Annotated in this window: 30 protein-coding genes and 1 CRISPR repeat array (1 of these 31 cut by a window edge); of the genes, 10 read left to right on the top strand and 20 right to left on the bottom strand. The window is 39.7% G+C overall.

All coding sequences use genetic code 11. The features are described 5' to 3' along the window. Positions 1 to 42: a CRISPR direct-repeat array (repeat unit 47 nt) (it extends 389 nt beyond the left edge of the window). Positions 43 to 54: 12 nt separating this feature from the next. From ACYIB7_RS05475 to rplU, 5 genes are all read right to left on the bottom strand, one after another. After that, complete coding sequence (locus ACYIB7_RS05475; RefSeq protein ID WP_480338297.1) at positions 55 to 753, bottom strand: DUF4396 domain-containing protein; 699 nt, start codon at positions 751 to 753, stop codon at positions 55 to 57. Between the two features lie 146 nt (positions 754 to 899). Further along, positions 900 to 2,171 carry a serine--tRNA ligase gene (serS, locus tag ACYIB7_RS05470; protein ID WP_099463190.1) on the bottom strand — a complete coding sequence of 424 codons (1,272 nt, stop codon included), beginning with the start codon at positions 2,169 to 2,171 and terminating at the stop codon, positions 900 to 902. A 77-nt stretch (positions 2,172 to 2,248) separates the two neighbouring features. Further along, positions 2,249 to 2,776, bottom strand: coding sequence for an NlpC/P60 family protein (locus ACYIB7_RS05465; protein WP_103983510.1), 528 nt, complete (start codon positions 2,774 to 2,776; stop codon positions 2,249 to 2,251). Between the two features lie 119 nt (positions 2,777 to 2,895). Next, positions 2,896 to 3,159, bottom strand: coding sequence for a 50S ribosomal protein L27 (rpmA, locus tag ACYIB7_RS05460; RefSeq protein ID WP_099463192.1), 264 nt, complete (start codon positions 3,157 to 3,159; stop codon positions 2,896 to 2,898). 22 nt (positions 3,160 to 3,181) lie between these two features. Further along, entirely contained in the window at positions 3,182 to 3,499 is a 318-nt protein-coding gene (rplU, locus tag ACYIB7_RS05455) for a 50S ribosomal protein L21 (protein ID WP_099463193.1), read from the bottom strand. Between the two features lie 274 nt (positions 3,500 to 3,773). Between rplU and ACYIB7_RS05450 the strand changes: the two genes are divergently transcribed. The 6 genes from ACYIB7_RS05450 (at position 3,774) to gap (ending at position 7,591) form a co-directional block, all read left to right on the top strand. After that, the gene (locus ACYIB7_RS05450) at positions 3,774 to 4,187 is read left to right on the top strand and encodes an ISAs1 family transposase (protein WP_103983511.1); all 414 of its coding nucleotides are present in this window, start codon (positions 3,774 to 3,776) and stop codon (positions 4,185 to 4,187) included. A 240-nt stretch (positions 4,188 to 4,427) separates the two neighbouring features. Next, complete coding sequence (gene prmA, locus ACYIB7_RS05445; RefSeq protein ID WP_480338296.1) at positions 4,428 to 5,291, top strand: 50S ribosomal protein L11 methyltransferase; 864 nt, start codon at positions 4,428 to 4,430, stop codon at positions 5,289 to 5,291. Positions 5,292 to 5,370: 79 nt separating this feature from the next. Next, positions 5,371 to 5,595, top strand: a complete 225-nt coding sequence (locus tag ACYIB7_RS05440) for a YtxH domain-containing protein (protein WP_099463197.1) — start codon at positions 5,371 to 5,373, stop codon at positions 5,593 to 5,595. Positions 5,596 to 5,605: 10 nt separating this feature from the next. Next, positions 5,606 to 6,013 (top strand): phage holin family protein, encoded by a 408-nt coding sequence (locus ACYIB7_RS05435; protein WP_099463198.1) that lies wholly within the window; start codon positions 5,606 to 5,608, stop codon positions 6,011 to 6,013. Continuing rightward, positions 5,961 to 6,350 carry a hypothetical protein gene (locus ACYIB7_RS05430; protein WP_234999336.1) on the top strand — a complete coding sequence of 130 codons (390 nt, stop codon included), beginning with the start codon at positions 5,961 to 5,963 and terminating at the stop codon, positions 6,348 to 6,350. Before ACYIB7_RS05435 ends, ACYIB7_RS05430 begins: the two co-directional genes overlap by 53 nt. Before the next feature lie 239 nt (positions 6,351 to 6,589). Beyond that, positions 6,590 to 7,591 carry a type I glyceraldehyde-3-phosphate dehydrogenase gene (gene gap / locus ACYIB7_RS05425; protein ID WP_099463199.1) on the top strand — a complete coding sequence of 334 codons (1,002 nt, stop codon included), beginning with the start codon at positions 6,590 to 6,592 and terminating at the stop codon, positions 7,589 to 7,591. Between the two features lie 197 nt (positions 7,592 to 7,788). Here the strand turns inward: gap and ACYIB7_RS05420 are convergent, their stop codons facing one another. Continuing rightward, positions 7,789 to 8,148 carry an outer membrane beta-barrel protein gene (locus ACYIB7_RS05420; protein ID WP_234999337.1) on the bottom strand — a complete coding sequence of 120 codons (360 nt, stop codon included), beginning with the start codon at positions 8,146 to 8,148 and terminating at the stop codon, positions 7,789 to 7,791. Between the two features lie 156 nt (positions 8,149 to 8,304). On the opposite strand from ACYIB7_RS05420, the gene miaA reads away from it, so the two are divergent. From miaA to ACYIB7_RS05405, 3 genes are read left to right on the top strand one after another with little or no spacing between them, the layout of a single operon-like run. Beyond that, positions 8,305 to 9,228 carry a tRNA (adenosine(37)-N6)-dimethylallyltransferase MiaA gene (gene miaA / locus ACYIB7_RS05415; protein ID WP_099463200.1) on the top strand — a complete coding sequence of 308 codons (924 nt, stop codon included), beginning with the start codon at positions 8,305 to 8,307 and terminating at the stop codon, positions 9,226 to 9,228. Position 9,229: 1 nt separating this feature from the next. Then, a complete protein-coding gene (gene kdsA / locus ACYIB7_RS05410; protein WP_103983513.1) occupies positions 9,230 to 10,033 on the top strand; it encodes a 3-deoxy-8-phosphooctulonate synthase in 804 nt (267 codons plus the stop codon). A gap of 15 nt (positions 10,034 to 10,048) precedes the next feature. Beyond that, the gene (locus ACYIB7_RS05405) at positions 10,049 to 10,729 is read left to right on the top strand and encodes a porin family protein (RefSeq protein WP_103983514.1); all 681 of its coding nucleotides are present in this window, start codon (positions 10,049 to 10,051) and stop codon (positions 10,727 to 10,729) included. A gap of 57 nt (positions 10,730 to 10,786) precedes the next feature. Here the strand turns inward: ACYIB7_RS05405 and ACYIB7_RS05400 are convergent, their stop codons facing one another. Then, entirely contained in the window at positions 10,787 to 11,488 is a 702-nt protein-coding gene (locus ACYIB7_RS05400; RefSeq protein WP_099463202.1) for a Crp/Fnr family transcriptional regulator, read from the bottom strand. Between the two features lie 297 nt (positions 11,489 to 11,785). On the opposite strand from ACYIB7_RS05400, the gene ACYIB7_RS05395 reads away from it, so the two are divergent. Then, positions 11,786 to 13,825, top strand: coding sequence for a DUF5686 family protein (locus ACYIB7_RS05395; protein ID WP_480338295.1), 2,040 nt, complete (start codon positions 11,786 to 11,788; stop codon positions 13,823 to 13,825). On the opposite strand, the gene ACYIB7_RS05390 is transcribed toward ACYIB7_RS05395, so the two are convergent. The 13 genes from ACYIB7_RS05390 to ACYIB7_RS05330 all read right to left on the bottom strand — a co-directional run bounded on the left by ACYIB7_RS05390 (position 13,814) and on the right by ACYIB7_RS05330 (position 26,528). Then, positions 13,814 to 14,707: an N-acetylmuramoyl-L-alanine amidase-like domain-containing protein gene (locus ACYIB7_RS05390; protein ID WP_103983516.1), complete on the bottom strand. Its 894-nt coding sequence runs from the start codon at positions 14,705 to 14,707 to the stop codon at positions 13,814 to 13,816. The genes ACYIB7_RS05395 and ACYIB7_RS05390 overlap by 12 nt on opposite strands. Before the next feature lie 7 nt (positions 14,708 to 14,714). Then, positions 14,715 to 16,736 carry an excinuclease ABC subunit UvrB gene (gene uvrB / locus ACYIB7_RS05385; protein ID WP_103983517.1) on the bottom strand — a complete coding sequence of 674 codons (2,022 nt, stop codon included), beginning with the start codon at positions 16,734 to 16,736 and terminating at the stop codon, positions 14,715 to 14,717. Positions 16,737 to 16,738: 2 nt separating this feature from the next. Continuing rightward, complete coding sequence (locus tag ACYIB7_RS05380; protein WP_480338294.1) at positions 16,739 to 16,939, bottom strand: PspC domain-containing protein; 201 nt, start codon at positions 16,937 to 16,939, stop codon at positions 16,739 to 16,741. Positions 16,940 to 17,023: 84 nt separating this feature from the next. Then, complete coding sequence (locus ACYIB7_RS05375; protein WP_103983519.1) at positions 17,024 to 19,687, bottom strand: DUF5916 domain-containing protein; 2,664 nt, start codon at positions 19,685 to 19,687, stop codon at positions 17,024 to 17,026. A gap of 308 nt (positions 19,688 to 19,995) precedes the next feature. Further along, positions 19,996 to 20,364, bottom strand: coding sequence for an RNA polymerase sigma factor (locus ACYIB7_RS05370; protein ID WP_099463208.1), 369 nt, complete (start codon positions 20,362 to 20,364; stop codon positions 19,996 to 19,998). Positions 20,365 to 20,442: 78 nt separating this feature from the next. After that, the gene (locus ACYIB7_RS05365) at positions 20,443 to 21,183 is read right to left on the bottom strand and encodes a copper homeostasis protein CutC (RefSeq protein ID WP_455628172.1); all 741 of its coding nucleotides are present in this window, start codon (positions 21,181 to 21,183) and stop codon (positions 20,443 to 20,445) included. Between the two features lie 68 nt (positions 21,184 to 21,251). Next, a complete protein-coding gene (locus ACYIB7_RS05360; protein ID WP_103983520.1) occupies positions 21,252 to 22,118 on the bottom strand; it encodes a F0F1 ATP synthase subunit gamma in 867 nt (288 codons plus the stop codon). A 4-nt stretch (positions 22,119 to 22,122) separates the two neighbouring features. Beyond that, positions 22,123 to 23,706 carry a F0F1 ATP synthase subunit alpha gene (gene atpA, locus ACYIB7_RS05355; RefSeq protein ID WP_103983521.1) on the bottom strand — a complete coding sequence of 528 codons (1,584 nt, stop codon included), beginning with the start codon at positions 23,704 to 23,706 and terminating at the stop codon, positions 22,123 to 22,125. A 15-nt stretch (positions 23,707 to 23,721) separates the two neighbouring features. Continuing rightward, a complete protein-coding gene (locus ACYIB7_RS05350) occupies positions 23,722 to 24,264 on the bottom strand; it encodes a F0F1 ATP synthase subunit delta (protein WP_480338293.1) in 543 nt (180 codons plus the stop codon). Positions 24,265 to 24,272: 8 nt separating this feature from the next. Beyond that, complete coding sequence (atpF, locus tag ACYIB7_RS05345) at positions 24,273 to 24,773, bottom strand: F0F1 ATP synthase subunit B (RefSeq protein WP_103983523.1); 501 nt, start codon at positions 24,771 to 24,773, stop codon at positions 24,273 to 24,275. 13 nt (positions 24,774 to 24,786) lie between these two features. Further along, entirely contained in the window at positions 24,787 to 25,041 is a 255-nt protein-coding gene (gene atpE, locus ACYIB7_RS05340; RefSeq protein WP_103983589.1) for an ATP synthase F0 subunit C, read from the bottom strand. A 31-nt stretch (positions 25,042 to 25,072) separates the two neighbouring features. Continuing rightward, positions 25,073 to 26,122, bottom strand: a complete 1,050-nt coding sequence (gene atpB, locus ACYIB7_RS05335; RefSeq protein WP_103983524.1) for a F0F1 ATP synthase subunit A — start codon at positions 26,120 to 26,122, stop codon at positions 25,073 to 25,075. Continuing rightward, the gene (locus tag ACYIB7_RS05330) at positions 26,106 to 26,528 is read right to left on the bottom strand and encodes a hypothetical protein (protein WP_103983525.1); all 423 of its coding nucleotides are present in this window, start codon (positions 26,526 to 26,528) and stop codon (positions 26,106 to 26,108) included. Before ACYIB7_RS05330 ends, atpB begins: the two co-directional genes overlap by 17 nt. Positions 26,529 to 26,538 lie beyond the last annotated feature (10 nt).

The raw sequence follows: 26,538 nt of genomic DNA, 5'->3' as shown, positions 1-26,538 counted from the left end.
ATTCAGTATGTCAAAGATAATTGTTTGAAAACAAATCACAACACAACAAACGAATCACATTGCCGGCTTTATTCCTTTTTTCACCAAAAACCAATTCATTGGATATGAACATAAGAAGCCTGCACACATAGCTAACTGCATTATGAACCAAAATACCCAGGTATCGTGCGGTAAAGAATACGGCATAGCAACCATAAGCAATAGATAAGATAAAGCATACATTCCAATCTGCCAACTGGTCAGAGAAAGAAAATCTATTTTCAAAGCTCTTAAAAATACACTTCCGGTTGTTTTATTTTTCATCATCGGACGAATAGCAGCATACTGAAACCAGGCACCAATAACCAACGCCAATATATAATCCAATACCCATTGCCACGCAATATCATATAGACCAAAGGAATATAAGATTCTGGAACCTGCAGACTCCCCTATTATATCGGCCAATGTACATCCGGCACCACAGTGGAAGGTAGACAAAGCTATTTTTTGCCCAAAAGGTTTATCGTCCATCTTCATATCCATACCGGACATATCCATATTTTCATCCATTTGCATAGAATCATCTGAAGATTTTCCAAAAGAAAAATAAGCCCATAAACCAAGCAGACCACTCCACAAAACCGTCAATGGCCACACAATATTCATTACCCGCATAGACAGGGTATGAGATCTCAAGCTTTGAATAATTATTACAGCCGACAGAAAAGCCAGAAGGATAGAAATAACGGAAATAATAGCTAACCAGTCCATATATTCAGATATTAATGTTGTATCAATACGAACAACCGGTCTTCATCAAAAGTTTATTCCTATAATATACGAAAAACAAAGCTCCGGACAGTTACATAAAACTATCCGGAGCTTTTTATAATACTAATGGAGTCTTTTTCTCCTTCTTACTTAATCATATCAAAACCTGTATAAGGAATCAAAGCCTTTGGAATACGGATACCTTCCGGAGTCTGATTATTCTCCAATAAAGCAGCCACAATACGGGGCAAAGCTAATGCGCTACCATTCAATGTGTGGCAAAGTTGGGTTTTCTTATTTGCGTCACGATAACGACATTTCAGGCGATTTGCCTGATAGCTTTCAAAGTTTGAAACCGAACTAACCTCCAACCAACGTTTTTGAGCTTCCGAATAGACTTCAAAGTCAAAACACAGAGCAGAAGTAAAACTCATATCCCCTCCGCAAAGACGAAGAATACGATAAGGCAATTCCAACTTTTGAACCAAACCTTCTACGTGAGCCAACATTTCTTTCAAAGATTCATAGGAATGTTCCGGTGTATCGATCCGTACAATTTCTATCTTTGAAAATTCATGCAAACGGTTCAATCCGCGAACATCCTTACCATAAGAACCTGCTTCGCGACGGAAGCATTGAGTATAAGCGCAATTCTTTATCGGCAATGAATTTTCATCTAAAATAACATCGCGATAGATGTTTGTCACCGGAACCTCCGCCGTTGGGATCAAATACAAATCATCCAACCCACAATGATACATCTGCCCTTCTTTATCAGGCAACTGCCCTGTTCCGTAGCCGGAAGCAGCATTCACTACCGTAGGAGGCATAATTTCCATATAACCGGAATTACGGGCTTCATCCAGGAAAAAGTTAATTAAAGCACGTTGCAATCTGGCTCCCTGGCCTTTATAAACAGGAAAGCCGGCACCGGTTATCTTAACCCCCAGATCAAAATCAATCAAATCATATTTCTTTGCCAATTCCCAATGGGGAAGTGCATCCTTAGGAAGCTCTGTTTCCATACCTCCCATTTTCTCTACGACATTATCATCTGCGCCATTTCCTTCAGGCACACTTTCGTGAGGCATATTAGGAACCGTATATAGCAGATTTGTTATCTCTTCCTGGGCATTGTCCATAGCTTCCTGCAAATCTTTATTGCCTTCTTTCATCTCGGCAACTTTTGCACGTGCAGCTTCAGCCTCTTCTTTCTTTCCTTCCTTCATTAACTGACCGATCGACTTCGATATACGGTTCAGTTCTGCCAGATTAGCATCCAGAGCGGTCTGGCTATTACGTCTTGTCTTATCTAACTCGATAATCTTACCGATAATCTCTTTCGCATCAAAATGCTTTTTGGCCAATCTGCGGATTACTTCATCCGGATTTTCCGTAATTACTTTAAGCGTCAACATACTTTCAGTCTATGTTTTTTAAATGAAATGCAAATGTACGTAGAATTAAACAAAATAGAGCAAGCTATCTAAAAAAACTATTTCACGCGTCCGCCACTCAACCAGGTTCGCAGATAATATGGTTCGCTCAGACTGCTCACCATCACACCGCTTGAAGTACTGGTATGGATAAACCGTCCATTCTTCAGGTATATACCTACATGGTTAGGCACATTTTTCTTCCCTCTTCCTCCTGTTCGAAAAAAGACAAGATCACCTTCCTGCAGCTTTGCCCGGCTTACCTTGCGGCAATCATACTTTAGCATATCGGCCGACGAACGAGAAAGCTGCTTTCCATATACCTCCCGAAAGACAATCGCTACAAAAGCGGAACAGTCTACGCCCCGCTTTGTCAAGCCTCCCATTCGATGCGGAACACCCAGCCATTTAGCTCCTTCGTTATATAAGTAGATATTATCATCCGGTGTAATCCGAATACCGTAAAGACGGGACAACTCTTTCGGACCTTTAAAATCAGAAGGTAAAATAACTGTTGCTCTCCTGCTTCCGCACGAAGATAATAGAAGCAAAGCCAAAAGAATATATAGAAATTGTTGTTTATTCACAGATACGTCTTTTTTACAAAGGTAATGGTTTTCTTATTTCTGTTATATATTAAGAAAACAAAAAGAGGACATTCTTCAATGAAGATGTCCTCTTTTTATACTTTTCTATCAAGAAAAACTTACGCTTCTGCAACCGGTTGGATTGAAACGAAAGATCTGTCTTCTTTTGTTCTACGGAAAGTAACAACACCGTCTACCAAAGCATACAATGTATGATCTTTACCGATACCTACGTTTTCACCCGGGTGATGAACTGTACCTCTCTGGCGAACTAAAATGTTACCAGCTTTAGCAATTTCTCCACCAAAAAGCTTTACACCTAATCTTTTGCTATGTGATTCACGGCCGTTCTTAGAACTACCCACACCTTTCTTATGTGCCATTTCTTTTTTTCTCCTTTAAACGTTAAGCAACAATCTCTTTAATACTCACTTCGGTGAACTGCTGACGGTGACCGTTCAACTTGCGGTAACCTTTTCTTCTTTTCTTATGAAAAATAAGAACCTTGTCACCTTTTACCAGCGGAGACAGTACTTCACATACTACCTTTGCACCTTCAACTGTAGGAACACCTACTTTTACATCACCATCGTTGTCAACCAACAATACTTTGTCAAACTCAACAACAGCACCGCTTTCTGCATTCTGAATGTGGTGAACAAATAATTTCTTTCCTTGTTCAGCCTTGAACTGTTGTCCGTTAATTTCTACGATTACGTACATCTGTCTTTTAATTTAAACAGGTTAGGTCCCGGGGGTGGGCGTCGTCTCCGACTCCTCTTGTTTACCCTCTGCAGATTTTCAGACTGCAAAAGTACTGCATCCGAATTTATTATGCAAATGTTTCATGAATATTTTTGTTACCATACCCGGCACACGCATCAAAAAATAACGCCTGTTGCATTCTAATCTTTTGACAAAAGCTCCGTCACGTCATATACATTATAATATATGCCTGGTGTAACGGAAATCCATACTTTACAATTCGCAACCTCATTTGGGATGGATACCTGAGTGTGGAAAAGAATGGGAAGGAATCAAAAGCTTTGGTACAATTACTTCCCAAAGAACGATACTGTCTACAGGAGAAACGACCACAGAAACAAGATGTTTCATATCTTCCTTGGAGAAAGATGCACCCATGCAATTGAATATCATACGAAATCACTGGAAAATAGAGAACAATTTGCATTGGCAACTAGATGTTTCTTTTAATGAAGATGAGACCAAAATGAAAAAGAACCAAGTGTTAAACCTGGCTATATTAAGAAAAATGGCAATGCCGGTACTGAAAGCCTTTACATACAAAAAAGGAGCATCCTTGAAAAAGAAAATGTTAGCAGCAGCATTAAAGCCCAATATAAAGAAAGAGATAATGAAAAAGGCAATGGTACTATATCAAAAATCCTAATGCGTTTGCCCTGGATCTGTCCTGTCCTGAAATAAGTTGATAATTATCAACCGATCGGTTGATAACTATCAGCCATACGGTTGACAATTGTCGGCCGCTTGGCCGATAATTGTCAACATTCATTTTGCCAGGGATATTAATTACAAAACATATACTATTATTTCTATTTTTCCATGCGCCGAAAATCAAAGATATTTCGTATATTTGTAAATAAAACGTCTTATACAAAAAACGAAAAAGATGAATTACTACGAACTCGATTTCACATATACTTCACCCATAGAAGCATCCATACTGAACGACGTGCTTGCCGCCGAATTAGGCGAAATAGGTTTTGAAAGTTTTACAGAAAACGAATATGGATTGCTTGGCTACATCCCAGATACTTCATATAATGAGATAATATTAACGGATAAACTGAAAAACTTTCCGCTGGAAAACGTTGACATCCATTATACGGCAAAGTTGATTGAAAGCAAAGATTGGAACGAAGAATGGGAAAAAAACTATTTTAAACCTATCCGTATCGGAAACGAATGTATAATACGTGCCTCATTCCACAAGCCCGAACCAGGTTATGCCTATAACATTATTATTGATCCGAAAATGGCTTTCGGCACGGGCAACCATGAAACGACTTACCTGATGATAAATGAGATGCTAAAATTAGATCTCGAAGATAAAAAAATACTGGATATGGGTTGCGGAACAGCCGTCCTTGCCATTCTAGCCTGTATGAAAAGAGCCAAACGAGTAATAGGTATAGATATTGACGAATGGGCTTACAACAACGCGCTCGAAAACATCAGACTGAATAATGCACGAAAAATAGAAATTGCATTAGGAGGTGCAGAACAAATCCCGAATTTCGGTCTCTTTGATATTGTATTTGCCAATATAAACCGAAATATCCTGCTCAATGATATACAACGTTATACGCAATGTATGAAGCCGGGAGCTCTTTTATTTATGAGCGGATTTTATACAGAAGATATACCAGTAATTGAGGCAGAGTGTATTAAGAACGGGCTTACACTACTATCCCATGCAGAAAAAAACAATTGGGCAGCCGTAAAAACAATAAAAAACGATAACATTAATTAACCTCAAAAGTTAATACAATAATAAACTATAGTCTAAATAAAAACGTTATCTTAGTAGAAACTTTAAAAAAGGAAGAGTTATGAAAAATGTAGATTCTAAATTATTGCTAGGCCTCGTAGTAGGCGCTGCTGTAGGTGCTGCTGTAGGTTATTTAGCCGCTTCGGATAAAAGAGAACAGCTATTGGAAGATCTGAAAGAAGTAGCAGGCAAGGTAAAAGACGGCTTCAACTCTGCTTTGGCTAAAGCAAAGGAAAGCGGAGCTTTGAAAAGTGTAAAAGAAAAAGTAGCTGAAAGCGCAGAATAAAACTGATATAATGGAGAACGACTCAGAAAAATTCTTCGGTAAGCTAAAAAATGATATCTCAGCTTATGTGGAGTTAAAGCTTGAGCTCCTGAAATTAAGCACATACGAAAGGACCGGAAAGGTAATTGCGGTTCTTTCGTACAACTTGGTGTTATTGTTTCTGGCCTTCTTTGCTATCTTATTTATCTTTCTTGCCCTGGGATTTTTCTTGGGAGATTTGTTCAATTCATCCGGCTTGGGCTTTGTCAGTGTAGCAATTCTGTATATACTGCTAATAGGTATCATTGTAATAAACAAGAACAAGATTAGTAATGCCATACTGAACGAAGTCATCATAGCAATGACAGCAAATGACGATAAAAACAATGCAACAGAAAATAAACAACAAACAGACACCACTGGAGAAGCTGATTTCTGATAAAGAGCGCATTCGGAAACAATGCCGCGAACATGAGCAGAAACTCAACGAAGACTTCTCTTATATCCAAGAGAATGCAGGGAGTTTATTGCTTTCAGGCATATCGTCTTTATTGTTTCCAAAAACAAAATCGACAGCTAAATCCGGCGAAAACACAACAACACAAAATAACAAGGGAGATCTGCCTGCTGTCTCATTAGGTTTCTCTGACTATCTGTCTATTACCAAGAGTATGTTACCCCTTGTTTGGGACATAGCCCAACCGTTTATCATGACCTGGGGCATAAAAAAAGCAAAGAATTTACTCAGGAGCGTATTTTCGAAGAAAAAGAAATAAGCCCAACAATTAATTTATGTTAGAAAACATACTTTTCTGACCTTATTATAAAGCTCAATACAAAAAACATAGTTACATTTGCAGTCGTTAAAAGCAAGGATAAAATGAAACACTGTATCTATTTAATAATAGTAATTGCATTAATGCTTGCAATGTTGGTTTCATGTGCAACCCCTTGTGGCTGTTAGATAAGTTTTGGACAATCAATATTTTTAATAAACCATAAAAGTTTTATTACAATGATTAAAGTAGGTATAAACGGTTTCGGCCGTATCGGACGTATGGTGTTCCGTGCTGCAGTTAAGAACTTCGGCAATGATATTCAAATCGTAGGTATCAATGACTTGTTGGATGCTGATTATTTGGCATACATGTTGAAATATGACTCAGTACACGGTCGTTTCGACGGAACAGTTGCTGTAGAAGGTAACAATTTGGTTGTAAACGGTAACAAAATCCGTCTTACTGCAGAAATGGATCCTGCTAACTTGAAGTGGAACGAAGTTGATGCAGACGTAGTTGTTGAATCAACTGGTTTCTTCCTGACTGACGAAACAGCTCGCAAACACATCCAGGCTGGTGCAAAGAAAGTGATCATGTCTGCTCCTTCAAAGGATGCTACTCCTATGTTCGTTTATGGCGTTAACGACAAAACTTACGCAGGCCAGGACATCATCTCTAACGCTTCTTGTACAACTAACTGTTTGGCTCCTATCGCTAAAGTATTGAACGACAAGTTCGGTATCGTTAAAGGTTTGATGACTACAGTTCACGCTGCTACAGCTACTCAGAAGACTGTTGACGGTCCTTCTAAGAAAGACTGGAGAGGTGGTCGTGGTATCCTTGAAAACATCATCCCTTCTTCAACTGGTGCTGCTAAGGCTGTAGGTAAAGTATTACCTGTATTGAACGGCAAATTAACAGGTATGGCATTCCGCGTACCGACTTCTGACGTTTCAGTTGTTGACTTGACAGTAGTTCTTGAAAAGGCTGCTACAATGGAAGATATCTGTGCTGCTATGAAGGCTGCTTCTGAAGGCGAATTGAAAGGTGTACTTGGCTATACTGAAGATGCTGTTGTTTCAACTGACTTCCGTGGTTGCGCCAACACTTCAATCTTCGATGCTAAAGCTGGTATCTCTTTGGATTCCAACTTTGCTAAGATCGTTTCTTGGTATGACAACGAATGGGGTTATTCAAACAAAGTTTGTGAAATGGCCCGTGTTATCGCTGGTAAGTAATTTATCACAAAATAATAAAGAAAGCCGTCCTCACAAGGGGCGGCTTTTTAAATTCTGCCTTCAGATTAGGTTCGGATGAAATATGGAACGTATTATCCATATTTGCATAAAAGGCGAAATTGTCTTTATCAAAACTTATATCGTGATAATGTCTACTCTTCATTTTATCATAATAACCGTTTAAAGTTAATCTGGAATCAAGAACTGAGCCGGCTTTGAAAGATTGGGAACAAACTCCAATAATCAATCTCTTTATGTTTATAATATTCTCCGGACAAAGAAGCATTTACAGATAATTTATCAGAAAAACTTTTAGAAAAGCCCGCATATAAATCGTACACATATTCATTCAAGCTACTGCTGCTATTAGAGCCCGACCAATCATGCCCATCTAATGAATGGTAGATTTGAGAACTTTTATCCGAAGCAAAGCTAAACTTTGTACCATAATGAAGCTCCCACCCTTTTCCTAATTGATGATTTTGATCCGCATAAAATAAAAAACGACGAATATCCTGTTTGGACTGAGCATTAAAGATATTTTCTTTTCCTGCCATCTTCTCCCGGTAATGTTGTGTGGTATGGTTTTTATAAAGTGTAAAATCAGAACTTGCAAAGCAAAAGAAGCAATTATTTATTTGACTGAGGTATTCTTTTGGAAATATTAAGTAAGATAGCTATTTGGAGCATTTTTACCTATCTTTGTCTGCATAATGAAAAAGTATGAACTAATTACCGTTTTGGGGCCTACAGCATCCGGCAAAACATCTTTTGCTGCTGCCTTGGCCGAACGTCTGGACACGGAGATTATCAGTGCAGATTCCAGGCAAATATACCGTTCGATGGATATAGGAACAGGAAAAGACCTGAAAGACTATGTGGTAAACGGCAAAGCAGTTCCTTATCATCTGATTGATATTTGCGAGCCCGGATATAAATATAATGTATTCGAATACCAACACGATTTTTTCCGCGCTTACCAATCTATCAAAGAGAAAGGCAAACTGCCCGTACTTTGTGGAGGAACCGGAATGTATATAGAAGCTGTACTGAAGGGATATAAGCTACTGGATGTTCCACAGAATCCGGCTCTACGGGAATCGTTGAAAGATAAATCTTTGCAGGAACTGGAGAATATATTAGCTTCGTACAAGAGATTACACAATAAAACAGATGTAGATTCTGCCCAACGTGCTATCCGTGCCATCGAGATTGAAGAGTATTATAAAACGGAAGCACCGGATGCAAACGAATACGATCCTATCCATAGCCTGATTATTGGCATTGACATAGACCGCGAGCTACGTCGCGGGAAGATATCCAAACGTTTACGTGACCGGTTAAACGAAGGCATGGTAGATGAAGTTCGCAATATCATAGCCGGCGGTGTAAAGCCGGACGACCTGATTTATTATGGTCTGGAATATAAATTCCTAACATTATATATTATAGGGAAACTGTCGTATGAAGAGATGGTTTCGCAATTAGAGATTGCCATTCATCAATTTGCTAAAAGGCAAATGACCTGGTTCCGCGGAATGGAACGCCGTGGCTGCATGATACACTGGATCGATGCTACTCTACCGACAGAAGATAAAATAGAAATCACAGAAAATTTACTTCGTAACAAAGAATAATATGATTACAATAAAAGACTTAAGCAAAAGCGACAACTTCTTCCTGATGGCAGGCCCATGTGTAATTGAGGGCGAGGATATGGCTTTACGCATAGCCGAAAAGATAGCAGGTATAACAACTAAGCTAAATATTCCATATATATTTAAAGGTTCATATCGCAAGGCCAACCGTTCGCGTCTGGATTCATTTACAGGTATTGGCGACGAAAAGGCATTGAAGATTTTACGCAAAGTCAGTGAAACCTTTCATATACCGACTGTTACCGATATCCATGAGACATCCGAAGCTGCCATGGCTGCCGAATATGTAGATGTATTGCAAATTCCGGCTTTTCTATGCAGACAAACCGATCTGCTTGTTGCCGCCGCAGAAACCGGTAAAATTGTCAATATAAAGAAAGGACAGTTTCTCTCTCCCGGAGCTATGCAATTTGCTGCACAAAAAGTAGTAGACGCTGGTAATAATAACGTAATGCTGACCGAACGCGGAACAACATTCGGTTATACCGATCTAGTTGTTGATTACAGAGGGATTCCACAAATGCAGGAGTTTGGTTTTCCTGTAATCATGGATGTCACCCATTCATTACAACAACCGAACCAAACGTCCGGTGTTACAGGAGGAATGCCTGCCCTTATAGAAACAATAGCAAAAGCTGCTATTGCAGTTGGTGCAGACGGCCTGTTTATAGAAACACATCCGGAACCTTCCAAAGCAAAATCTGATGGAGCAAATATGTTACAATTGGATTTATTAGAAGAATTGCTTACAAAACTAATTCGAATCCGGGAAGCAATAAAATAATATCTTATTTAAAAGATGAAGAAATTAACATTAATACTTGGCTTTGTTCTATTCGCATTTGGAACAATAGCTCAATCATCTGTTTCATTCCAAGCAAAGGCGGGCGTTGGAGTTTCGAGTTTCTGGGGAAAAAATGCAGATAGCAATGCCAAATTTGCGTACAAACTCGGAATTGGAGCGGAATATGTCTTTAATAAGACATGGGCCTTACAGACATCGTTAAACTTTGCCTCTAAAGGTGGTAAAGATAAAGATGGTCAGACCGGAACAATCACAATGAACGAACTATATCTTGAATTGCCAATTTTAGCAGCAACTCGTTTTAATATTGGAACGAACACCAGATTTGTAATTAATGCAGGTCCGTATATAGCATGCGGAGTAGGTGGTAAAACTAAACTAGACCTAATTGAAAAGAACATTCCAACTACTACGGGATACATAACAATAGGTGGTAAATTCGATGTCAATACTTTTGGTAAAATCAGTGACGGAAATTTAGGTTGTAACCGTTTTGATGCAGGCGCCTGTCTAGGCATAGGAATCGAATACCATAAGTTTATTTTTGCATTGGATAATCAGCTCGGACTAGTTAGTATGGATGGCGATTTAGGTGATGTAGCTAAATATTTAGGTTACGAAAGTTTCTCTCCCAAGAATATATCATCTGTTCTGACCATAGGATATAAATTCTAAAAACAAATGACAGCCGGCAAATACACATATAACTGTCGGCTGTCACCCTACTAACTGTTATCCCATCTTGCTGATTTTCCTCAGCTTCTCCTCATCAATAAGTTTAATCTTTCTACCATCCAACGCAATAATACGCTCAGATACAAATGTAGATAAGGTACGGATTGCATTCGAAGTAGTCATATTAGACAGATTCGCCAAATCTTCACGTGCCAGATAAATACTTAATGTGGCACCATCCTCTTCCAAACCATAACTGTCTTTCAAGAACAACAGAGATTCAGCCAAACGTCCGCGAATATGTTTTTGTGTCAGATTAACGGTACGCTCATCCGCAACTCCCAAATCAATTGAAAGCTGGCGAATAAAAAACATTGCCAAATGAGGATTACCCATCAACAATTCTGTAACAACGGCCATTGGGATCAGACAGACGGTGGATGCTTCAAAAGCAGAAGCATTCGTCAGATAATTTTCCTGAGCAAAGTTTGCACGATATCCGAAGTACTGAACAGGTTTAATCATTCGAATAATCTGGCTTCTTCCGCCAACACCTTCTTTAAAGATTTTCACCTTGCCTTTTAATAAGCACATCATGTCTTTCGGTTCATCTCCCTCATAGTAAACCAATTCGTTCCGTTTAAAATGCTGAATGGACGAATTATTACGAAGGATTTCCCGTTCTTTATCGGTCAAAACCCTCCACACTTCTGATAAACTGGCCGATAAATCGACCTCTTCTTTTAGTTGTTTAACCACGACTGCTATATAACATACTTATGAAGCACAAATATACGGCTTTTCTTTTGAAACAATAAAACATTTTGTATGATTAATTGCAGGTAATCATAACATTTTATCTTCTTTCATCTATAATCTGAAATTTATTCATTATATTTGTATATAAAGATTAATCTACCATTGAAATACCTATATTTGATACTTGCCCTTCTTGCAACAACTGTAAGTACAATGCTAAATGCCAAAAATACTTATGGGGATTTATTTTTGCACACACACAATCATACAGCAAAAACTCAGCTAGCCGATTCTATCATGAATATTGTTATAGAAAGTGCTTGCGGTTATGCAGATGTCGTATCTAAGTATGATGCTGAAATATATATTAAAGGACGTACTGAAATACTAAAACACAACTTCTTAATCCGTTTCGCCAATAATCTCTTTCCTGTTGACCGGAAAAATAAAGATATGCTCTTTGAAATGTTCAGCCAATCTAAATTCAGCGCACCCAACAATTATTTCCATAGTTTTAAGGCTGTCAACGGAAACAGTATACCCAACCGTAGCAAACAGCAAGAAGTAGTAAGTTTTCTAAATCTCAATGTATATTCTCCCACCGCTTATAATGAAGAAATATTAATGCCGGTAGCAAGCAATGCATTCAGTTTCTATAATTTCACATTGGAAGACATACAAGATACACTCGGACTCAAAATCTACAAAATCCGCTTTATGCCTAAAATGTGGAGCCAAAAACTGGTATGCGGAGATTTATATATTACCAACAATTCCTGGGTGATTGACAAAATAGACATGAATGGACGTTTTTCTTTCGCCGAATTTAATCTGGTCATGACGTTTAATAGAGATTTCCGCCGTTTTCTTTTACCCGATAAAGCCGATCTGTTTCTTAGATACAACGTACTAGGGAATGTCATTGCCAGTACTTATCATGCGACTTTCAAATACAAGAAAGTTGAATGGATTGAAGAAAATCATCAAAGCAAGCGACAAAAATCACTCGATTTAACCAGCTATTACCGTCTGTCTTCCGATACGATCCCTATTATCAGGGATTCAACTTATTGGAATAAAAAACGGGATATTCCTCTCACCTATGAAGAAAATAAAATTCTCACCCAAGTCAAAAAAAACGAAGATAAATTAGATACTACCAACATGGTAAAGTATATAAAACTCACTCAGCAATTAACAAATACCGTAAACCTAGACTATCGCACTACCCGCATCAAATATTCAGGAATACTTAACCCTTTTCAATTAGGTTATTCCGCACGAAACGGTATAAACTACAAACAAAAAATACGCATAAGCAAAACATTTGAAAAAGACAGGCAAATCCGTTTCCGTCCCGAAATAGGTTTTACATCCAAAAGAAAAGAATTTTTCTTCAAAATTGCCGGCGACTGGGAATACAAACCTGAAAAGTTAGGAGCATTAAGTCTCATGATAGCAAATGGTAATCAAGGTTATTCATCCGAAATAACCAAAAAGATCAATGCAGAGTTAAAAGACTCCGTCTTCAATTTTGATGATCTCAATCTCAAATACTTCAAACACTATTATGTTGACCTGCGTAATACTATTGAATTATTCAATGGTTTCCAGTTAATGACGGGAATATCTTACCACCGTCGTATACCGGTAAAAACAAGTACAGATATTGACCCGGGAGAGGGTGTTGATAATATTTTAAATGAAAACTATCATGATTTCCTCACAACCGTTGGTTTTTCATATACCCCCCGGCAATACTATCGGATGGACGGGCATCGCAAAGAATATGTCCGTTCCTACTACCCGACCATTTCATTGGAAATAGCCAGAGCAATTCCTAATGTAGGGAAAAGCATAGGAAACTACGGGCGCATTGAAACCGATATACATCAAAGTATCTCTCTGGGCTTATTACGTAAACTGAATTATCATATCAGCGGAGGACTTTACACAAAACAAAAAGGAACCTATTTTGCAGACTTTGAATATTTTACACGGCACAATTTCCCGGATTCGTGGGATGATAAAATAGGTGGGGTCTTCAATTTGCTAAAAAGCGAATGGTATAATGCTTCCGATAAGTATATACAAGCGCATTTTATGTATCAAAGCCCTTTTATCCTTTTCCAACTACTAAAAAATAAAAGAGCTTCCAAACATATATTTTCCGAACGATTCTACTTAAGCCAATTATGGACTCCAATACTACCAAGCTATACCGAAGCCGGATATGGTGTCGGAAACAACATATTCAATATTGCCATTTTCCTCGGATTTAATAAATGGGAATATCAAAGTATAGGATTCAAATTTGCATTTGAATTATTTCAATGACGGACTTAACTGACGGACAACCATTATTCCGGCATTGCTCTTTATCCGTTTTGTATATGCTTCCAAAGACTCTTCATTGACAATAACCTTTTTTGCAACAGAAGAGGCATGTATAAAAGTAAGCTTATCCCCAACCCAATAAGCAATACCTACGTGAGAAATATCCAATCCTTTGATATTTGTCACAAAGCAAATTATATCTCCATCTTTAATACCACGGGCACAGGCCCCTATATCTTCTTTAGGTAAATAAAAATAAGAACGGGTATTTATCTCCTTTTCTTTTGCTGTTATCTTTGCAACACGTTCCGGAGAATCTTTCAACTGAACATAACTATCCGGATGCGTCGACATAAATGATAAATTTACGGCTAATGGCTTTCCGCCTATCTCTTTTGTAATATCTTTTATCCTGCCCTGCTTCTGGTTTTCATAAATCCAATCAGTCGTATAATGCAAACGATCCGTATAATCCAAACCGGCAGAAAGATTCTCTGACATATTATCACGATAACGGAAAAGAGATAAAACATGGCAGAAATTATCGAATGAAACAGACGGCATCTGCAATGTACGCACCAAAGCAACCGTATTCTCCACTAAAGTCATACAGTCCAATCCACTGAAATTGACAACCAGCTTTTCCGGAACTCGTTCCAATGTAGCGGCTACATAAGGTACACCCAAAAAGAACAAAGCAGCTTTCACCGTCAATTCCCCTGTAGGTAAAGATTTCTCCGACTCCACTTCTTTTATAAAACGGTCAAAAACAGCACGGTCTTCGCCCGTATAATATACAGAGTCGACAACAGGTAAGACCTGTGCTTTTCCACACAAAGGAAGAAGCAGGAAAATAGTCATACAAAAATATCTCAGAATCATATTTCAATTATTTTGTAGCCAACAAATCCTGAAGTTTAACCAGTTCATCACGAAATTGCGCAGCTTCTATAAAATCCAGCTTTTTGGCAGCTTCAGCCATTTGTTTCTTTGTACGTTCAATCGTTTTTTCCAATTGCTGGCGACTCATATACTGAACAACCGGGTCGGCCACCAGACTAGGTTCTGATTCTATATAAGCATATGGCTCAGATGTAACCGTTTGTTGTTTCTCCGCAACCAAAGAAACACTATTCTTAATAACCTGTTTTGGAGTGATACCATGTTTTTCATTATAAGCTAACTGTTTTTCGCGGCGGCGGGTTGTTTCATCCATTGTCAACTTCATACTATCAGTTATCTTATCAGCATAAAAAATCACCTTTCCATTTATGTTACGCGCCGCGCGTCCGGCTGTCTGCGTCAGCGAACGGTGAGAACGCAAAAAGCCTTCTTTATCCGCATCCAGAATTGCAACCAAAGACACCTCAGGCAAATCCAATCCTTCACGTAATAAGTTCACACCAATCAAAACATCAAACAGCCCTTTACGAAGATCATCCATTATCTGGATACGTTCTAACGTGTCCACATCACTATGAATATAATTGCACCTCACTCCCATACGAGTCATATAAGTAGTAAGCTCTTCAGCCATACGTTTAGTAAGTGTTGTCACCAACACCCGTTCATCTTTAGCAGCACGTTGCTCTATTTCTTCCATTAAATCATCTATCTGATTCAATGTCGGACGCACCTCTATTACCGGATCCAATAAGCCGGTAGGACGAATTACCTGGTCTACAACAATTCCTTCGCTTTTTTCCAATTCATAATCGGCAGGTGTTGCACTCACATAAATAGCCAAAGGAGTAAGAGATTCGAATTCATCAAAAGTAAGCGGACGGTTATCTATGGCAGACGGAAGGCGGAAACCATATTCAACCAGATTCTTCTTTCTGGCAAAATCGCCTCCGTACATAGCACGTATCTGCGGTATGGTTACGTGGCTTTCATCTATCACCAGCATGAAATCTTTCGGAAAATAATCCAACAAACAAAAAGGGCGTTCACCTGGAGCTCGCCCGTCAAAATAACGGGAATAATTCTCTATACCCGAACAATGTCCTAATTCCCGTATCATTTCCAGATCAAAAGTTACACGTTCGTATAAGCGTTTCGCTTCAAATGGCTTCCCTATTTCTTTCAGGAAATTCACTTGCGTACCTAAATCCACATCAATCTGACCAATAGCGGAATTAATCCTGTCTTGTGTAGTGACAAATAAATTCGTCGGGTAAATATTCAGTTCATCCTGTTCATCTATTTCCTGACCGGTCTTAGGATCAAAAGAAGATAAACGGTCTATCTCATCATCCCAAAACTCAATACGGTAAGCCACACCGTCAAAAGTCTCAATAGCAGGAAAAATATCCACCGTATCACCGTTTACCCGAAAACAGCCACTATTAAAATCCAATTTGTTATTAACATACAAAGCATCGACAAAACGTCTTAATAAAACATCCCGGTCAATCTTCATTCCCCGTTCCAAATGTGTTACTTTTTCTGCAAAAGCACGAGGATCGGCCATACCATACAAACAAGACACAGATGAAACCACAATAACATCTTGCCTGCCGGACAAAAGAGAGGCGGTAGCACGCAAGCGCAGTTTATCAATTTCTTCATTGATTGCCAAATCTTTTTCTATATAGGTATCTGTAGACGGAAGATAAGCTTCCGGTTGATAATAATCGTAATATGACACAAAATACTCTACAGCATTATTTGGGAAAAAGGCTTTAAACTCACTATACAACTGAGCTGCCAAAGTCTTGTTATGGCTCAAAATCAAGGTTGGTCTTTTCACCTCCTTAATCACGTTTGCAATTGTAAAAGTCTTACCGGAGCCTGTCACCCCCAACAAGGTTTGAAAAGGTACACCGCTCTGTATGCCTTCGGTAAGCGCAGCAATAGCCTCCGGTTGATCTCCGGTCGGACTAAAAGGCGACGATAATTCAAAATTCATTCTTAATACCCTTTTTCTTTAGGCATAATTAACCAGAGCACAAAATAAGCTATAACCCCGGAAAAAACAGTAAATATACTCAGCAATACATAACCGACACGAACCAATGTAGGGTCCCAGTCAAAATACTCGGCAATACCGCCACATACACCTGCAATCATTTTATCGTTTGAACGAGTAAGTCTTCTTTTTTTCTCTTCCATAATATTCTAGTTTTATGTTTTTATTTCAAGCAAAATATTCCGTATACGAGTTAAAAACAAAAATAATCAGAAAAACCGATTATACTATATATTAAACCAGTAATTTACTTTAATCATAAAAGTATTTGTGGAAGGAAGCCCAAACATACGATCCAGATTCGATCCCCAACCGCCAATTTGTTTACTGTCGCGGTTAGACATTTGGTGTTCCCATACAAAATAGAGAGTAGAACCCGGTAAATATTCCCAACGGGCCACCAGATTAGAACGGAATTCATTAAAGCTGAAATTCGGGTTCGGAAATTCATAGACTTTTCCTTCATGGGTAAAGCTATAAAGTCCTTCATTATAATTCAAAGCATCGGAATGTATTGAATAAAAACGATTATCATACGAATGAGACTTTGTATCATCAGCCAGTTTAAAGTCACTGAACTTCGCTGTAGACGTAAAAGGAGAACCATAAAATTGGATAGAAATATCAGGAGTTACGTTCACCTGTACTTTCATGGTAAGGCCATACGTTTTCTGATCCATGTGTCCCGCCAAATAAACAGGAGTAAATGTTTTTTGCGTATTCGGCAACTCTACATTAGCAGGAAGTAATGTATTTACATATTGCATATTGTCCGTATTCCACGCATAGTTCAACTCACCGGACAGATATACATGGTTTCCCAGACGGAATGTCAGGCTCGGCATCATCGTATTAAAACGATTATATCCGTCCAGATTATGGTTACCTTCATATTTCAGCATAAACATAACCCGCTTTGCTTTATCCGTGTTAAACTTTACAGATGTCAGAAAAAAAGGATTATAGCGCACATCAGGACCACCTCTGAGCATGCGTGTATCCAGTTTATTCCATCCGAATGTTTCTTTCATATCCATTTCATAACGATTCATAGTCATACTCTGCCAACGCAAAGCAACATCATTATTAATTGCATACCCACCATAATTCCACCAATTCGTTTGTGTAAGAGTAAATGCGTTATAGCGGAACATCTTCCATATATCTGTCTGGCGATAAGCTATCTCCGTTTCATTTTTTAGATAATCGGTCTCCTTCATATACCCCATATCATTCAAATCAAAACCGGGAGAAGACCAACCAAACGATTCAGAAAAAGCCCACTTAGCATTACCTTTCCTTCCTACTTTTACATAACCACCCGTTCCATTTAATGAAGTCCTGTCCGGATCGACTCCTAAATAGCCTTTAGATGATTCGCGTTGATAATAATGTACAGCATTCCGTTGTAAAAGAGTTATAGCTTCTTTTGTTCCATTCAAGGAACTCAACATTCCTTTAACGTCAATATAATACAGCCTATTGTTAAAATACTGTGTAAAATCAATACCTGCAGTAAACGCATTCCGTACCAGAAATTTTTCCAGATAAGGTTCGCTCAAATCTCTGTTTACAGAAGTCAGCATGCCCCCTAGTAACGTATTTCCTCTCCAGTTCTTTTGCACACGTCCCACCGTATAATTTGTAAGAGGTTCCACTACTTCCGTCGTTTCATTACCATTTCTACTGACTTTAACAGAAGAACGGGCTGTAACACTTTGTACTACACCGATTGTAACCCCTTTCCGATTGGTACCTGTAAGTTTCAACGCACCGATAATAGGAACATTATCTTTTGTTCCGGCAAAGCTGCTTACATTATCAATATTTTGCGGAGTATAAGACGGGGCTGCACCGATACGGCGGGTATAAAACATCATATCATTACCATTTGCAAAATCTAAGATATGTTTTCCTTCCAGAAAGAAGGGGCGTTTTTCATCATAAAAAGTTTCATAAGCTGTCAGATTCATTACCGAAGGGTCTAATTCCACTTGCCCAAAGTCCGGATTAATAGTCATATCCAACGTAAAGTCAGACAATGCAAATTTTGCATCCAGTCCAACATTACCTCCCCAACTATGCCCTTTTTGATACGGACTACCCGGTATCTGAGGTGAATTGCGAAACTTACCCATTACATAAGGCAAAAACTCTATTCCGCGCGGCTTGGGCAAATCTGTCATACCGTGCATCTCTCCGAAAGAGAAAACATGGCCATTATTTTTCAATGGTATCATGCTCCAGTTCTGAACTTCGTTGTTACGCCGGATTATACGCCGTACATGAAGCCCCCAGACACCATCATCCGATTTCTGATTATAACGAAGTTGGCTAAACGGAATACGCAGTTCTGCAGTCCATAAAGAATCTTTTTGGTCAATATGGGTTTTTCCTTCCCATACGGCATTCCAACTTAAATTGACACTTAATTTGTCAGTAACAACCAAATCTGTTTTATTGCCTCCCAGATTTATATTAAACTCAGGGGCAGCCCTATAATCATGATACGTATCAAAAGCGACACTAATCAAATCGCCCAAACTATTATCATCACGGTTTCCTATAAACCTATTCATCTTTTCGGGTACTGCGTCCTTGCACATAACCCCCACATAAATATACTTATTGTCATAAAAAAGTTTCACTTTTGTAGGAGAAGGAGAAATTACCCGTTCATAAGGAATAATTTGCACAAAACGATCAGACCACTCACCCTGTTCAGTCCAGAAACCTTCATCAAGTTTCCCATCTATCACAGGCTTCTGGCCGGAAACCTTCGTAATATTGTACACTCGCTTATATGCCTTGTCAAAAGGTACAATCGAATCTTGCTGTGCAAAACATAACATAGATATAAATAAGGCAACAAAAAAATACAGGTATTTCATGGTCATTCATCTATTCAATATACAATGATACAAAGATACAACAATATACTAAAAACATCCCGATCATTTCTCCAAATCATCTCGATGTTTCGAAAAAATGATCGGGATGTTTTTTAGTATATAACTTCTACCCCAAATCTTGTTTGCCACATAATTCATAAATCACAAATCACAAATCTTTCTTGCCTTTGCCTCACTGCGTGCATTGATTCATGGATATTTAACTATAAAAGCAGAGCGTAACGAACACATTCGGCGAATTCGTTACGCTCTGCTTTTTTCTTACTGCCGGTAAAGTTATTTATATCTTATTTGCTATCATCTTTATCGTTGCTCAAAACCTTATGTAAAGCTTGCCGTGCAAAATAAATACGACTTTTTACAGTACCGACAGGAATATTCAAATGCTTTGCTATTTCTTCATACTTATAACCGCTTATAAACAAGCTAAACGGAACTTTCAATTCATTACTGATACTACGAAGCGCTTTTGATACATCCTGCATAGAATAACTGTTTGTAGTTGAAGAACTAAAAACAGCATCAGAAGAAAGATCGATATCAGTCCAAATCTGCTGGTCGGCGTACTTATTTACAATCTTACGATATTCACTAACAAAAATATTACGCATTGCGACAATAATGCGACCTTTTAAAGCGTCTTTGTTATTCTCCATATATATGCTAATTTAAAATGAGCTCTACGTCTCCAATCAACAGAAGAATACTTTAAAAGGTTTCAGTTTTTTTGCTTTTTAACTCACAAAAGCAGCTACTTTTTTACGATCTGTCTCTACGGTTTCAAATTCGGAAGATACCACATTACTACCCATCGGAACATTTTCATTGCGATACACCATTTTACTGTAAACGATGCTGCGGGCTGACGTGTGAAACTCTTTAGCACCGGTTTCCTGCTCTATTTTTACTATATTCTCTTCGCGCACTCCGCAACCAGGCATAATAATGATGCGGTTGGCCGCACGCTTCACCAGTTCTGCAATCAAAGAGATACCTTTCACAGCATCCGACTGTTGTCCGGAAGTCAGAATACGGTCGCATCCCAATTCTATCAGCTGCTCTAAAGCAACAAAAGGATCCCGGCACACATCGAACGCCCGATGACAAGTTACCGATAAAGGCTTGGCTGCATCCATCAGCCGGCGCATCAGCGTAACATCGATATCTCCCTCTTTCGTAAGGCAACCAAACACTACGCCATGCACTCCCAATTGTTTACACATTTCTATATCATGCAACATCGACTGAACCTCGGCAGGCGTATACAGGAAATCGCCACCGCGAGGACGTATTATCACATTAATGTCGATAGCAGACGTTAACTCCCGGGCGGTCATGATCTCACCATAGCTGGGCGTTGTTCCTCCTTCGGGAATACCGGCACACAACTCTACACGTTTAGCGCCTCCCATTTCGGCCTCTACACAGCTCTGCGCCGAATTGGCACATATTTCAATAATACGAATCGGTTTCATAAACATTTATCTCTATATTCGTTTAAGCAAACACAAAGATAGAACTATTTTTGCGAAGGAGTTACAAGTTATCCGATTCCTCCCGCGATATCCAGCAATTCGTTCGTAATAGCTTGCTGGCGGGTTTTATTATATTGCAAGGTAAGTCGCCGTATGAGATCGTTTGCGTTATCATTTGCGGTCTGCATGGCCATCATCCGGGCGGCATGTTCGGCGGTTGCCGTATCAAGCATTGTTGTATAAACCGTCAGGTTGAGTAATTTGGGAAGGAGCAAAGTCTGTACATCCTCTGCTGACGGTTCCAGTATGTAGTCCGCCCTGACAGAACCGCTTGCTCCTTCTTCTTCCAGTGCCTGTATAGAAACAGGCAGGAAAATCTTCTTCACCAATATTTGCGAAGCCATACTTTTGAAGTGGTGATAAAGCAACTCTACCTGATCCGCTTTCCCGGATGCATACAATTCCATCAACTCAGTGGCCAAAGAAACAGCTCCTTCGAAAGAAGGTTTTTCTCCCATATGAATGAAATCATCGGTCGTTGCATAACCGGCCTTATGCAGTTCGTCGGCAATCTTCTTCCCTATCGGATAAAGAGATACAGCAATATTCCTATTGTTATAATCGATAAGGCATGCCGACAGTTCTTTCCAGACATTCACATTAAATGTACCGCAAAGACCGCTACTGGAAGAAAAGACAACAATAGCGACCCGTTTTACATCCCGTTGTCTCACAAACGGAGAATCCCATTCACATGCCGAAGCCAGAAGAGCATTCAGGATAGCGGACAATTTACCGGCATATAATTGAGTATGTTCCGCCAATGCCTGTGTATGGTGTAGCTTTGCAGAAGAAACCATCTTCATAGCAGAGGCTATCTTCTGTGTGCTCCGTATAGATGCAATCCTGACTTTTATTTCTTTCAATGACGCCATATTCCTATTTATATGATTCAGACAAACGCATTGCCGTATTTTCCAGAATTTTCATCACTTCATCGCTGATTGTTCCGGCTTTCAATACATCCAGCACATCGTGCCGGTGAGCAGCATGCAACTCCTGAAGGAAAGCATTCTCAAAGGCATGCACCTTCTCCAGTGGAACCTCTTTCAATAATCCTTTCGTTCCGCAATAAAGAATAGCAATCTGATCTTCAACAGGCATTGGATTATATTGTGGTTGTATCAACAACTGGGTATTCTTCCGCCCTTTATCTATCGTAAAAGCTGTAACGGCATCCATATCGTCGCCAAACTTGGAAAACGACTCCAGTTCACGGTACTGAGCCTGATCTATTTTTAACGTACCCGCTACTTTCTTCATCGCTTTCAACTGGGCATTACCTCCGACACGCGAAACAGAGATCCCAACATTGATAGCCGGCCGGTTTCCCTGGTTAAACAGATCAGTCTCCAAAAATATCTGTCCATCAGTAATAGATATCACGTTCGTAGGAATATAGGCGGAAACATCGCCTGCCTGTGTCTCAATAATAGGCAGAGCTGTAAGAGAGCCGCCACCTTTCACCTTGCTTTTCATACTTTCGGGCAAATCGTTCATCTCTCTCGCCACTTCAGGCTGGTTAATGATCTTTGCCGCCCGTTCCAGCAAGCGGGAATGCAAATAAAAGATATCACCCGGATAGGCCTCGCGCCCCGAGGGACGACGAAGGATCAACGATACTTCACGATAGGCAACCGCCTGTTTGGAAAGGTCGTCATATACCACCAAGGCATGCCGCCCAGTATCGCGGAAATACTCTCCGATGGAAGCACCGGCGAAAGGAGCAAAATACTGCATGGCAGCAGGATCAGAAGCCGTGGCACTTACCACGATGGTATAATCCATGGCGCCTTTCTCCTGTAACGTCTTAACTAAAGCGGCAACCGTAGACCCTTTTTGGCCAATCGCTACATATATACAATAAACAGGATGGCCGGCCTCATAATTGCTGCGTTGATTGATGATCGTATCGATAGCAATGGATGTTTTTCCCGTCTGGCGGTCGCCAATGATGAGTTCCCGTTGTCCACGTCCGATCGGAATCATCGCATCGACAGCCTTAATCCCTGTTTGCAAAGGCTCATTCACCGGTTGTCGGAAAATAACACCCGGTGCTTTGCGTTCGAGCGGCATTTCACAGGTTTCACCTATAATTTCGCCTTTTCCATCAAGCGGATTGCCCAAAGGGTCGATCACACGACCGATCATTCCTTCGCTCACCTGTATAGATGCAATGCGTCCGGTACGTTTTACAATGTCGCCTTCTTTTACCATATCGGTCAAGCCAAGTAAAACAGCTCCGACATTGTCTTCTTCCAGATTCATTACCACCGCTTCGATACCGTTATCAAATTGCAACAGCTCGTTCGCTTCGGCATTATCAAGACCGTAAATACGCACCACGCCATCACTTACCTGCAGTACTGTGCCAACCTCTTCCATATGGACACTGGTGCTGATTCCTTCCAGTTGCTGACGCAAAACGGCAGTAACTTCGCTTACTTTTATTTGTTCTGTCATACTTTTTGTTTCTTTTTATCTGTTTTCGAATAACCGGTTACGAATATCGTTCAGTCCTGTTGCATAACTGGCATCTATCCGGCAATTCCCTATTTGCAGGCAAAAACCGCCCAGTAATTCAGGTTTCACATAGCCAACAAACTCGATCTTGTTTTTCGTCTCTCTCTCCAGCTTATCTACCAGATGATGTTTCACTTCGTCGCCAACCGGCACCGCAGTACTAAAATACACACGGGCAATTTTCTTGTCTTTCCGGTATAAATGGATATAGATATAAGTAATGAAGAGCAACTGGTTTTCCCGTCTGTGTTGTAAAACCAGTCGAATAAAACGTTTATACAAATCACATACTTCTATACCACCTGCCGCTATCAGCAATTGCTCTTTTTCCGTTGCGGTTACAACCGGATTGGCAATAGCTTCTTTCAGTGCCGGTTCCAATGAAAAGCTATCGGCCAGCATTTTCATATCCTGATACACGCGCACCTCTTCTCCCTTTTCTTTAGCTAAGGAAAAAAGGGCACTTGCATACCGTGGAGATATTCGTCCTATATCCATAACATTATCTACGATTTACTGAAAGACACCTCATCAAGCAACCGATTAATAATTTGCTGCTGCTTGCCGCTACTGTCTATCTTTTCTTTTATCACTTTCTCTGCAATTGTGATAGACAAACCGGTTATTTCCGAACGGATATCGCGGATTGCCCTTTCTTTTTCTTCCTGGATGCGCTGGGTTGCTTCAGTAATCTGTTGCCGGGCTTCAGCCTCAGCTTTCGTACGCGCTTCATAGATGATCTTCTCTTTTTCTGTGATTGCTTCCTGGAGGATTGCATGCTGTTTTTCTTTCGCATCCATAAGAATCTTATCCGCTTCCATTTGCACATCGGCCAGTTGCTCTTTTACCAGACGCGCTTGCTCCAAGGAATTATCGATATATGCTTTCCGTTGCTCTATCGCTTTAATAATAACAGGAAAGCCGTACTTGGAAAGAATAACCAGAACCATTCCAAAAGAAACAATCATCCAGAATAGAAGGCCCAAATCCGGTGTTAATAATGACATAACAAACTAAAGTTTACTGAAACAATGCAAGGAAGCAAACAACTATTGCAAACAGAGCAACACCTTCAACCAAAGCACCCATAATCAACATCGATGTACGTATCTCTCCGGCGGCTGACGGCTGGCGGCCAATGGCTTCGACAGCTCCTTTCCCGATCAGTCCGATACCAATTCCGGCGCCGACAGCGGCAATACCTGCTCCTATTGTTGCACCCATCTTGGCCACTCCCATTCCTGCAGCCGCTTGTAATAAAATAGTCGATAACATAACATTTAACATTAAGTGAATATTCCAAATTTTAATCTTCTACTTTTGCCAACCCTATATAGTTGGCAGAAAGTAAGGTAAATATATACGCCTGTAAACAGGCAACCAATAACTCCAGACAATTCATAAAAGCACTGAAGAAGACAGATACAATTGTCATTCCAAAGTTCACCAGCAAGCCCATCGAAGTTGTAATAAAAATCAGACAAGTAAGAGCCAGAATAATAGTATGTCCGGCCATAATGTTGGCAAACAAACGAATCATTAGTGCAAACGGCTTAGTAAAAACGCCGAAAAACTCCACTAACGGCATAATTGGCAAAGGCAACTTCAGGTAAATCGGGGCCTTTGGCCAGAAAATTTCTTTCCAATAGTTTTTGGTGGCAAACAAATTGACAACAATAAACGTACAAGCTGCCAACACACCAGTTACAGCAATATTACCTGTTACATTCGCACCTCCCGGGAAAACCGGAATAATTCCAATCAAGTTATTAATCAGAATAAAGAAAAATACGGTAAGCAAGTATGAATTATATCGTTTATAATCTTTCCCGATCGCTCCTTTAATGACATTATCCTGCATGTAGCAAATGGCTGTTTCTATCAGTCCGATAAACCCGCCCGGAACTTCATTCGGATGTTTCTTATACCAGCGAGCCGTCCAAAGAATGATAAAAAGAATTATAGTGCAACTTATAAACAGGCCGCACACATTTTTCGTCAACGACAAATCCAGCGGGCGCACCACTTCTCCACGGCTGTTCTTCTCTACCACTTTGCCTGCGTGATCACCTTCGGTTGCGAGATAATAATTGTCATATGCATTTCCGTCATGCAAATTATGAGAGAAAAAGAAACTCCAACCCCGTTCCTCACTCTTTACCAGGACAGGCAATGAAATTGTAATTTCTTTTCCGTTCCATTTGGTAATATGCCAGGTATAAGCATCCTGAATATGCGAGAATACGATTTCCTGCACATCTACCGGGGATGATTCTGCTTTCACCGACGTCGTAAAGCAAAGCCATATCATCCCTATCATCCACCAAAGCCTGCTATTGCTAATATCGTTCATCATTTTCTTTTTTCTCTCTTTTCATCCTTTTCTTCTCAAACAAATAGATCGTATAGGTCTCAAGCCCCAGATAGATAAAATAGAACAACATCAGTGTAAAACCGAAAGTTTTTAACTGCTCTCCTACCAGATTTGCATACAACCAAAGAAACACCAGCACAAATGTAAACTTACAGAAACGCACCAGCATATAGGTAGTGACGGTAACATCCCCCTTCTTTTTCTTTACCCGGTCAAGGAAATAAGTCAAAACTATTCCTGTCACCCAATAAAAGACAGGAATGGAAGGATACCACGAGAAATAGTGTTCCGGCCAAATAGTGTATAACAAACCTCCCAGCGTAACTCCAATAGCAACATCTATGAAGGTGAATAATGCCATTAACTTTAATTTCAACCTGCCTTTCATACACCTGTCT

It is taken from the genome of Parabacteroides sp. KHUB-03, from assembly GCF_056640975.1.
This window is presented reverse-complemented; position numbering and strand designations above follow the sequence as displayed.

Excerpts from the sequence above, each read along its gene's own strand:
- ACYIB7_RS05440 (WP_099463197.1), top strand. The coding sequence starts at position 5,371 with ATGAAAAATGTAGATTCTAAATTATTGCTAGGCCTCGTAGTAGGCGCT.
- ACYIB7_RS05430 (WP_234999336.1), top strand. The coding sequence starts at position 5,961 with ATGCAACAGAAAATAAACAACAAACAGACACCACTGGAGAAGCTGATT.
- ACYIB7_RS05360 (WP_103983520.1), bottom strand. The coding sequence starts at position 22,118 with ATGGCGTCATTGAAAGAAATAAAAGTCAGGATTGCATCTATACGGAGC.
- ACYIB7_RS05420 (WP_234999337.1), bottom strand. The coding sequence starts at position 8,148 with ATGGCAGGAAAAGAAAATATCTTTAATGCTCAGTCCAAACAGGATATT.
- ACYIB7_RS05395 (WP_480338295.1), top strand. The coding sequence starts at position 11,786 with ATGAATATTGTTATAGAAAGTGCTTGCGGTTATGCAGATGTCGTATCT.
- rpmA (WP_099463192.1), bottom strand. The coding sequence starts at position 3,159 with ATGGCACATAAGAAAGGTGTGGGTAGTTCTAAGAACGGCCGTGAATCA.
- gap (WP_099463199.1), top strand. The coding sequence starts at position 6,590 with ATGATTAAAGTAGGTATAAACGGTTTCGGCCGTATCGGACGTATGGTG.
- ACYIB7_RS05390 (WP_103983516.1), bottom strand. The coding sequence starts at position 14,707 with ATGATTCTGAGATATTTTTGTATGACTATTTTCCTGCTTCTTCCTTTG.
- ACYIB7_RS05375 (WP_103983519.1), bottom strand. The coding sequence starts at position 19,687 with ATGAAATACCTGTATTTTTTTGTTGCCTTATTTATATCTATGTTATGT.
- atpB (WP_103983524.1), bottom strand. The coding sequence starts at position 26,122 with ATGATGAACGATATTAGCAATAGCAGGCTTTGGTGGATGATAGGGATG.
- atpA (WP_103983521.1), bottom strand. The coding sequence starts at position 23,706 with ATGACAGAACAAATAAAAGTAAGCGAAGTTACTGCCGTTTTGCGTCAG.
- ACYIB7_RS05330 (WP_103983525.1), bottom strand. The coding sequence starts at position 26,528 with ATGAAAGGCAGGTTGAAATTAAAGTTAATGGCATTATTCACCTTCATA.
- kdsA (WP_103983513.1), top strand. The coding sequence starts at position 9,230 with ATGATTACAATAAAAGACTTAAGCAAAAGCGACAACTTCTTCCTGATG.
- prmA (WP_480338296.1), top strand. The coding sequence starts at position 4,428 with ATGAATTACTACGAACTCGATTTCACATATACTTCACCCATAGAAGCA.
- ACYIB7_RS05380 (WP_480338294.1), bottom strand. The coding sequence starts at position 16,939 with ATGGAAGAGAAAAAAAGAAGACTTACTCGTTCAAACGATAAAATGATT.
- ACYIB7_RS05365 (WP_455628172.1), bottom strand. The coding sequence starts at position 21,183 with ATGAAACCGATTCGTATTATTGAAATATGTGCCAATTCGGCGCAGAGC.
- ACYIB7_RS05475 (WP_480338297.1), bottom strand. The coding sequence starts at position 753 with ATGGACTGGTTAGCTATTATTTCCGTTATTTCTATCCTTCTGGCTTTT.
- atpE (WP_103983589.1), bottom strand. The coding sequence starts at position 25,041 with ATGTTATCGACTATTTTATTACAAGCGGCTGCAGGAATGGGAGTGGCC.
- ACYIB7_RS05405 (WP_103983514.1), top strand. The coding sequence starts at position 10,049 with ATGAAGAAATTAACATTAATACTTGGCTTTGTTCTATTCGCATTTGGA.
- miaA (WP_099463200.1), top strand. The coding sequence starts at position 8,305 with ATGAAAAAGTATGAACTAATTACCGTTTTGGGGCCTACAGCATCCGGC.
- ACYIB7_RS05370 (WP_099463208.1), bottom strand. The coding sequence starts at position 20,364 with ATGGAGAATAACAAAGACGCTTTAAAAGGTCGCATTATTGTCGCAATG.
- ACYIB7_RS05350 (WP_480338293.1), bottom strand. The coding sequence starts at position 24,264 with ATGGATATAGGACGAATATCTCCACGGTATGCAAGTGCCCTTTTTTCC.
- atpF (WP_103983523.1), bottom strand. The coding sequence starts at position 24,773 with ATGTCATTATTAACACCGGATTTGGGCCTTCTATTCTGGATGATTGTT.
- ACYIB7_RS05435 (WP_099463198.1), top strand. The coding sequence starts at position 5,606 with ATGGAGAACGACTCAGAAAAATTCTTCGGTAAGCTAAAAAATGATATC.
- uvrB (WP_103983517.1), bottom strand. The coding sequence starts at position 16,736 with ATGAATTTTGAATTATCGTCGCCTTTTAGTCCGACCGGAGATCAACCG.
- serS (WP_099463190.1), bottom strand. The coding sequence starts at position 2,171 with ATGTTGACGCTTAAAGTAATTACGGAAAATCCGGATGAAGTAATCCGC.
- rplU (WP_099463193.1), bottom strand. The coding sequence starts at position 3,499 with ATGTACGTAATCGTAGAAATTAACGGACAACAGTTCAAGGCTGAACAA.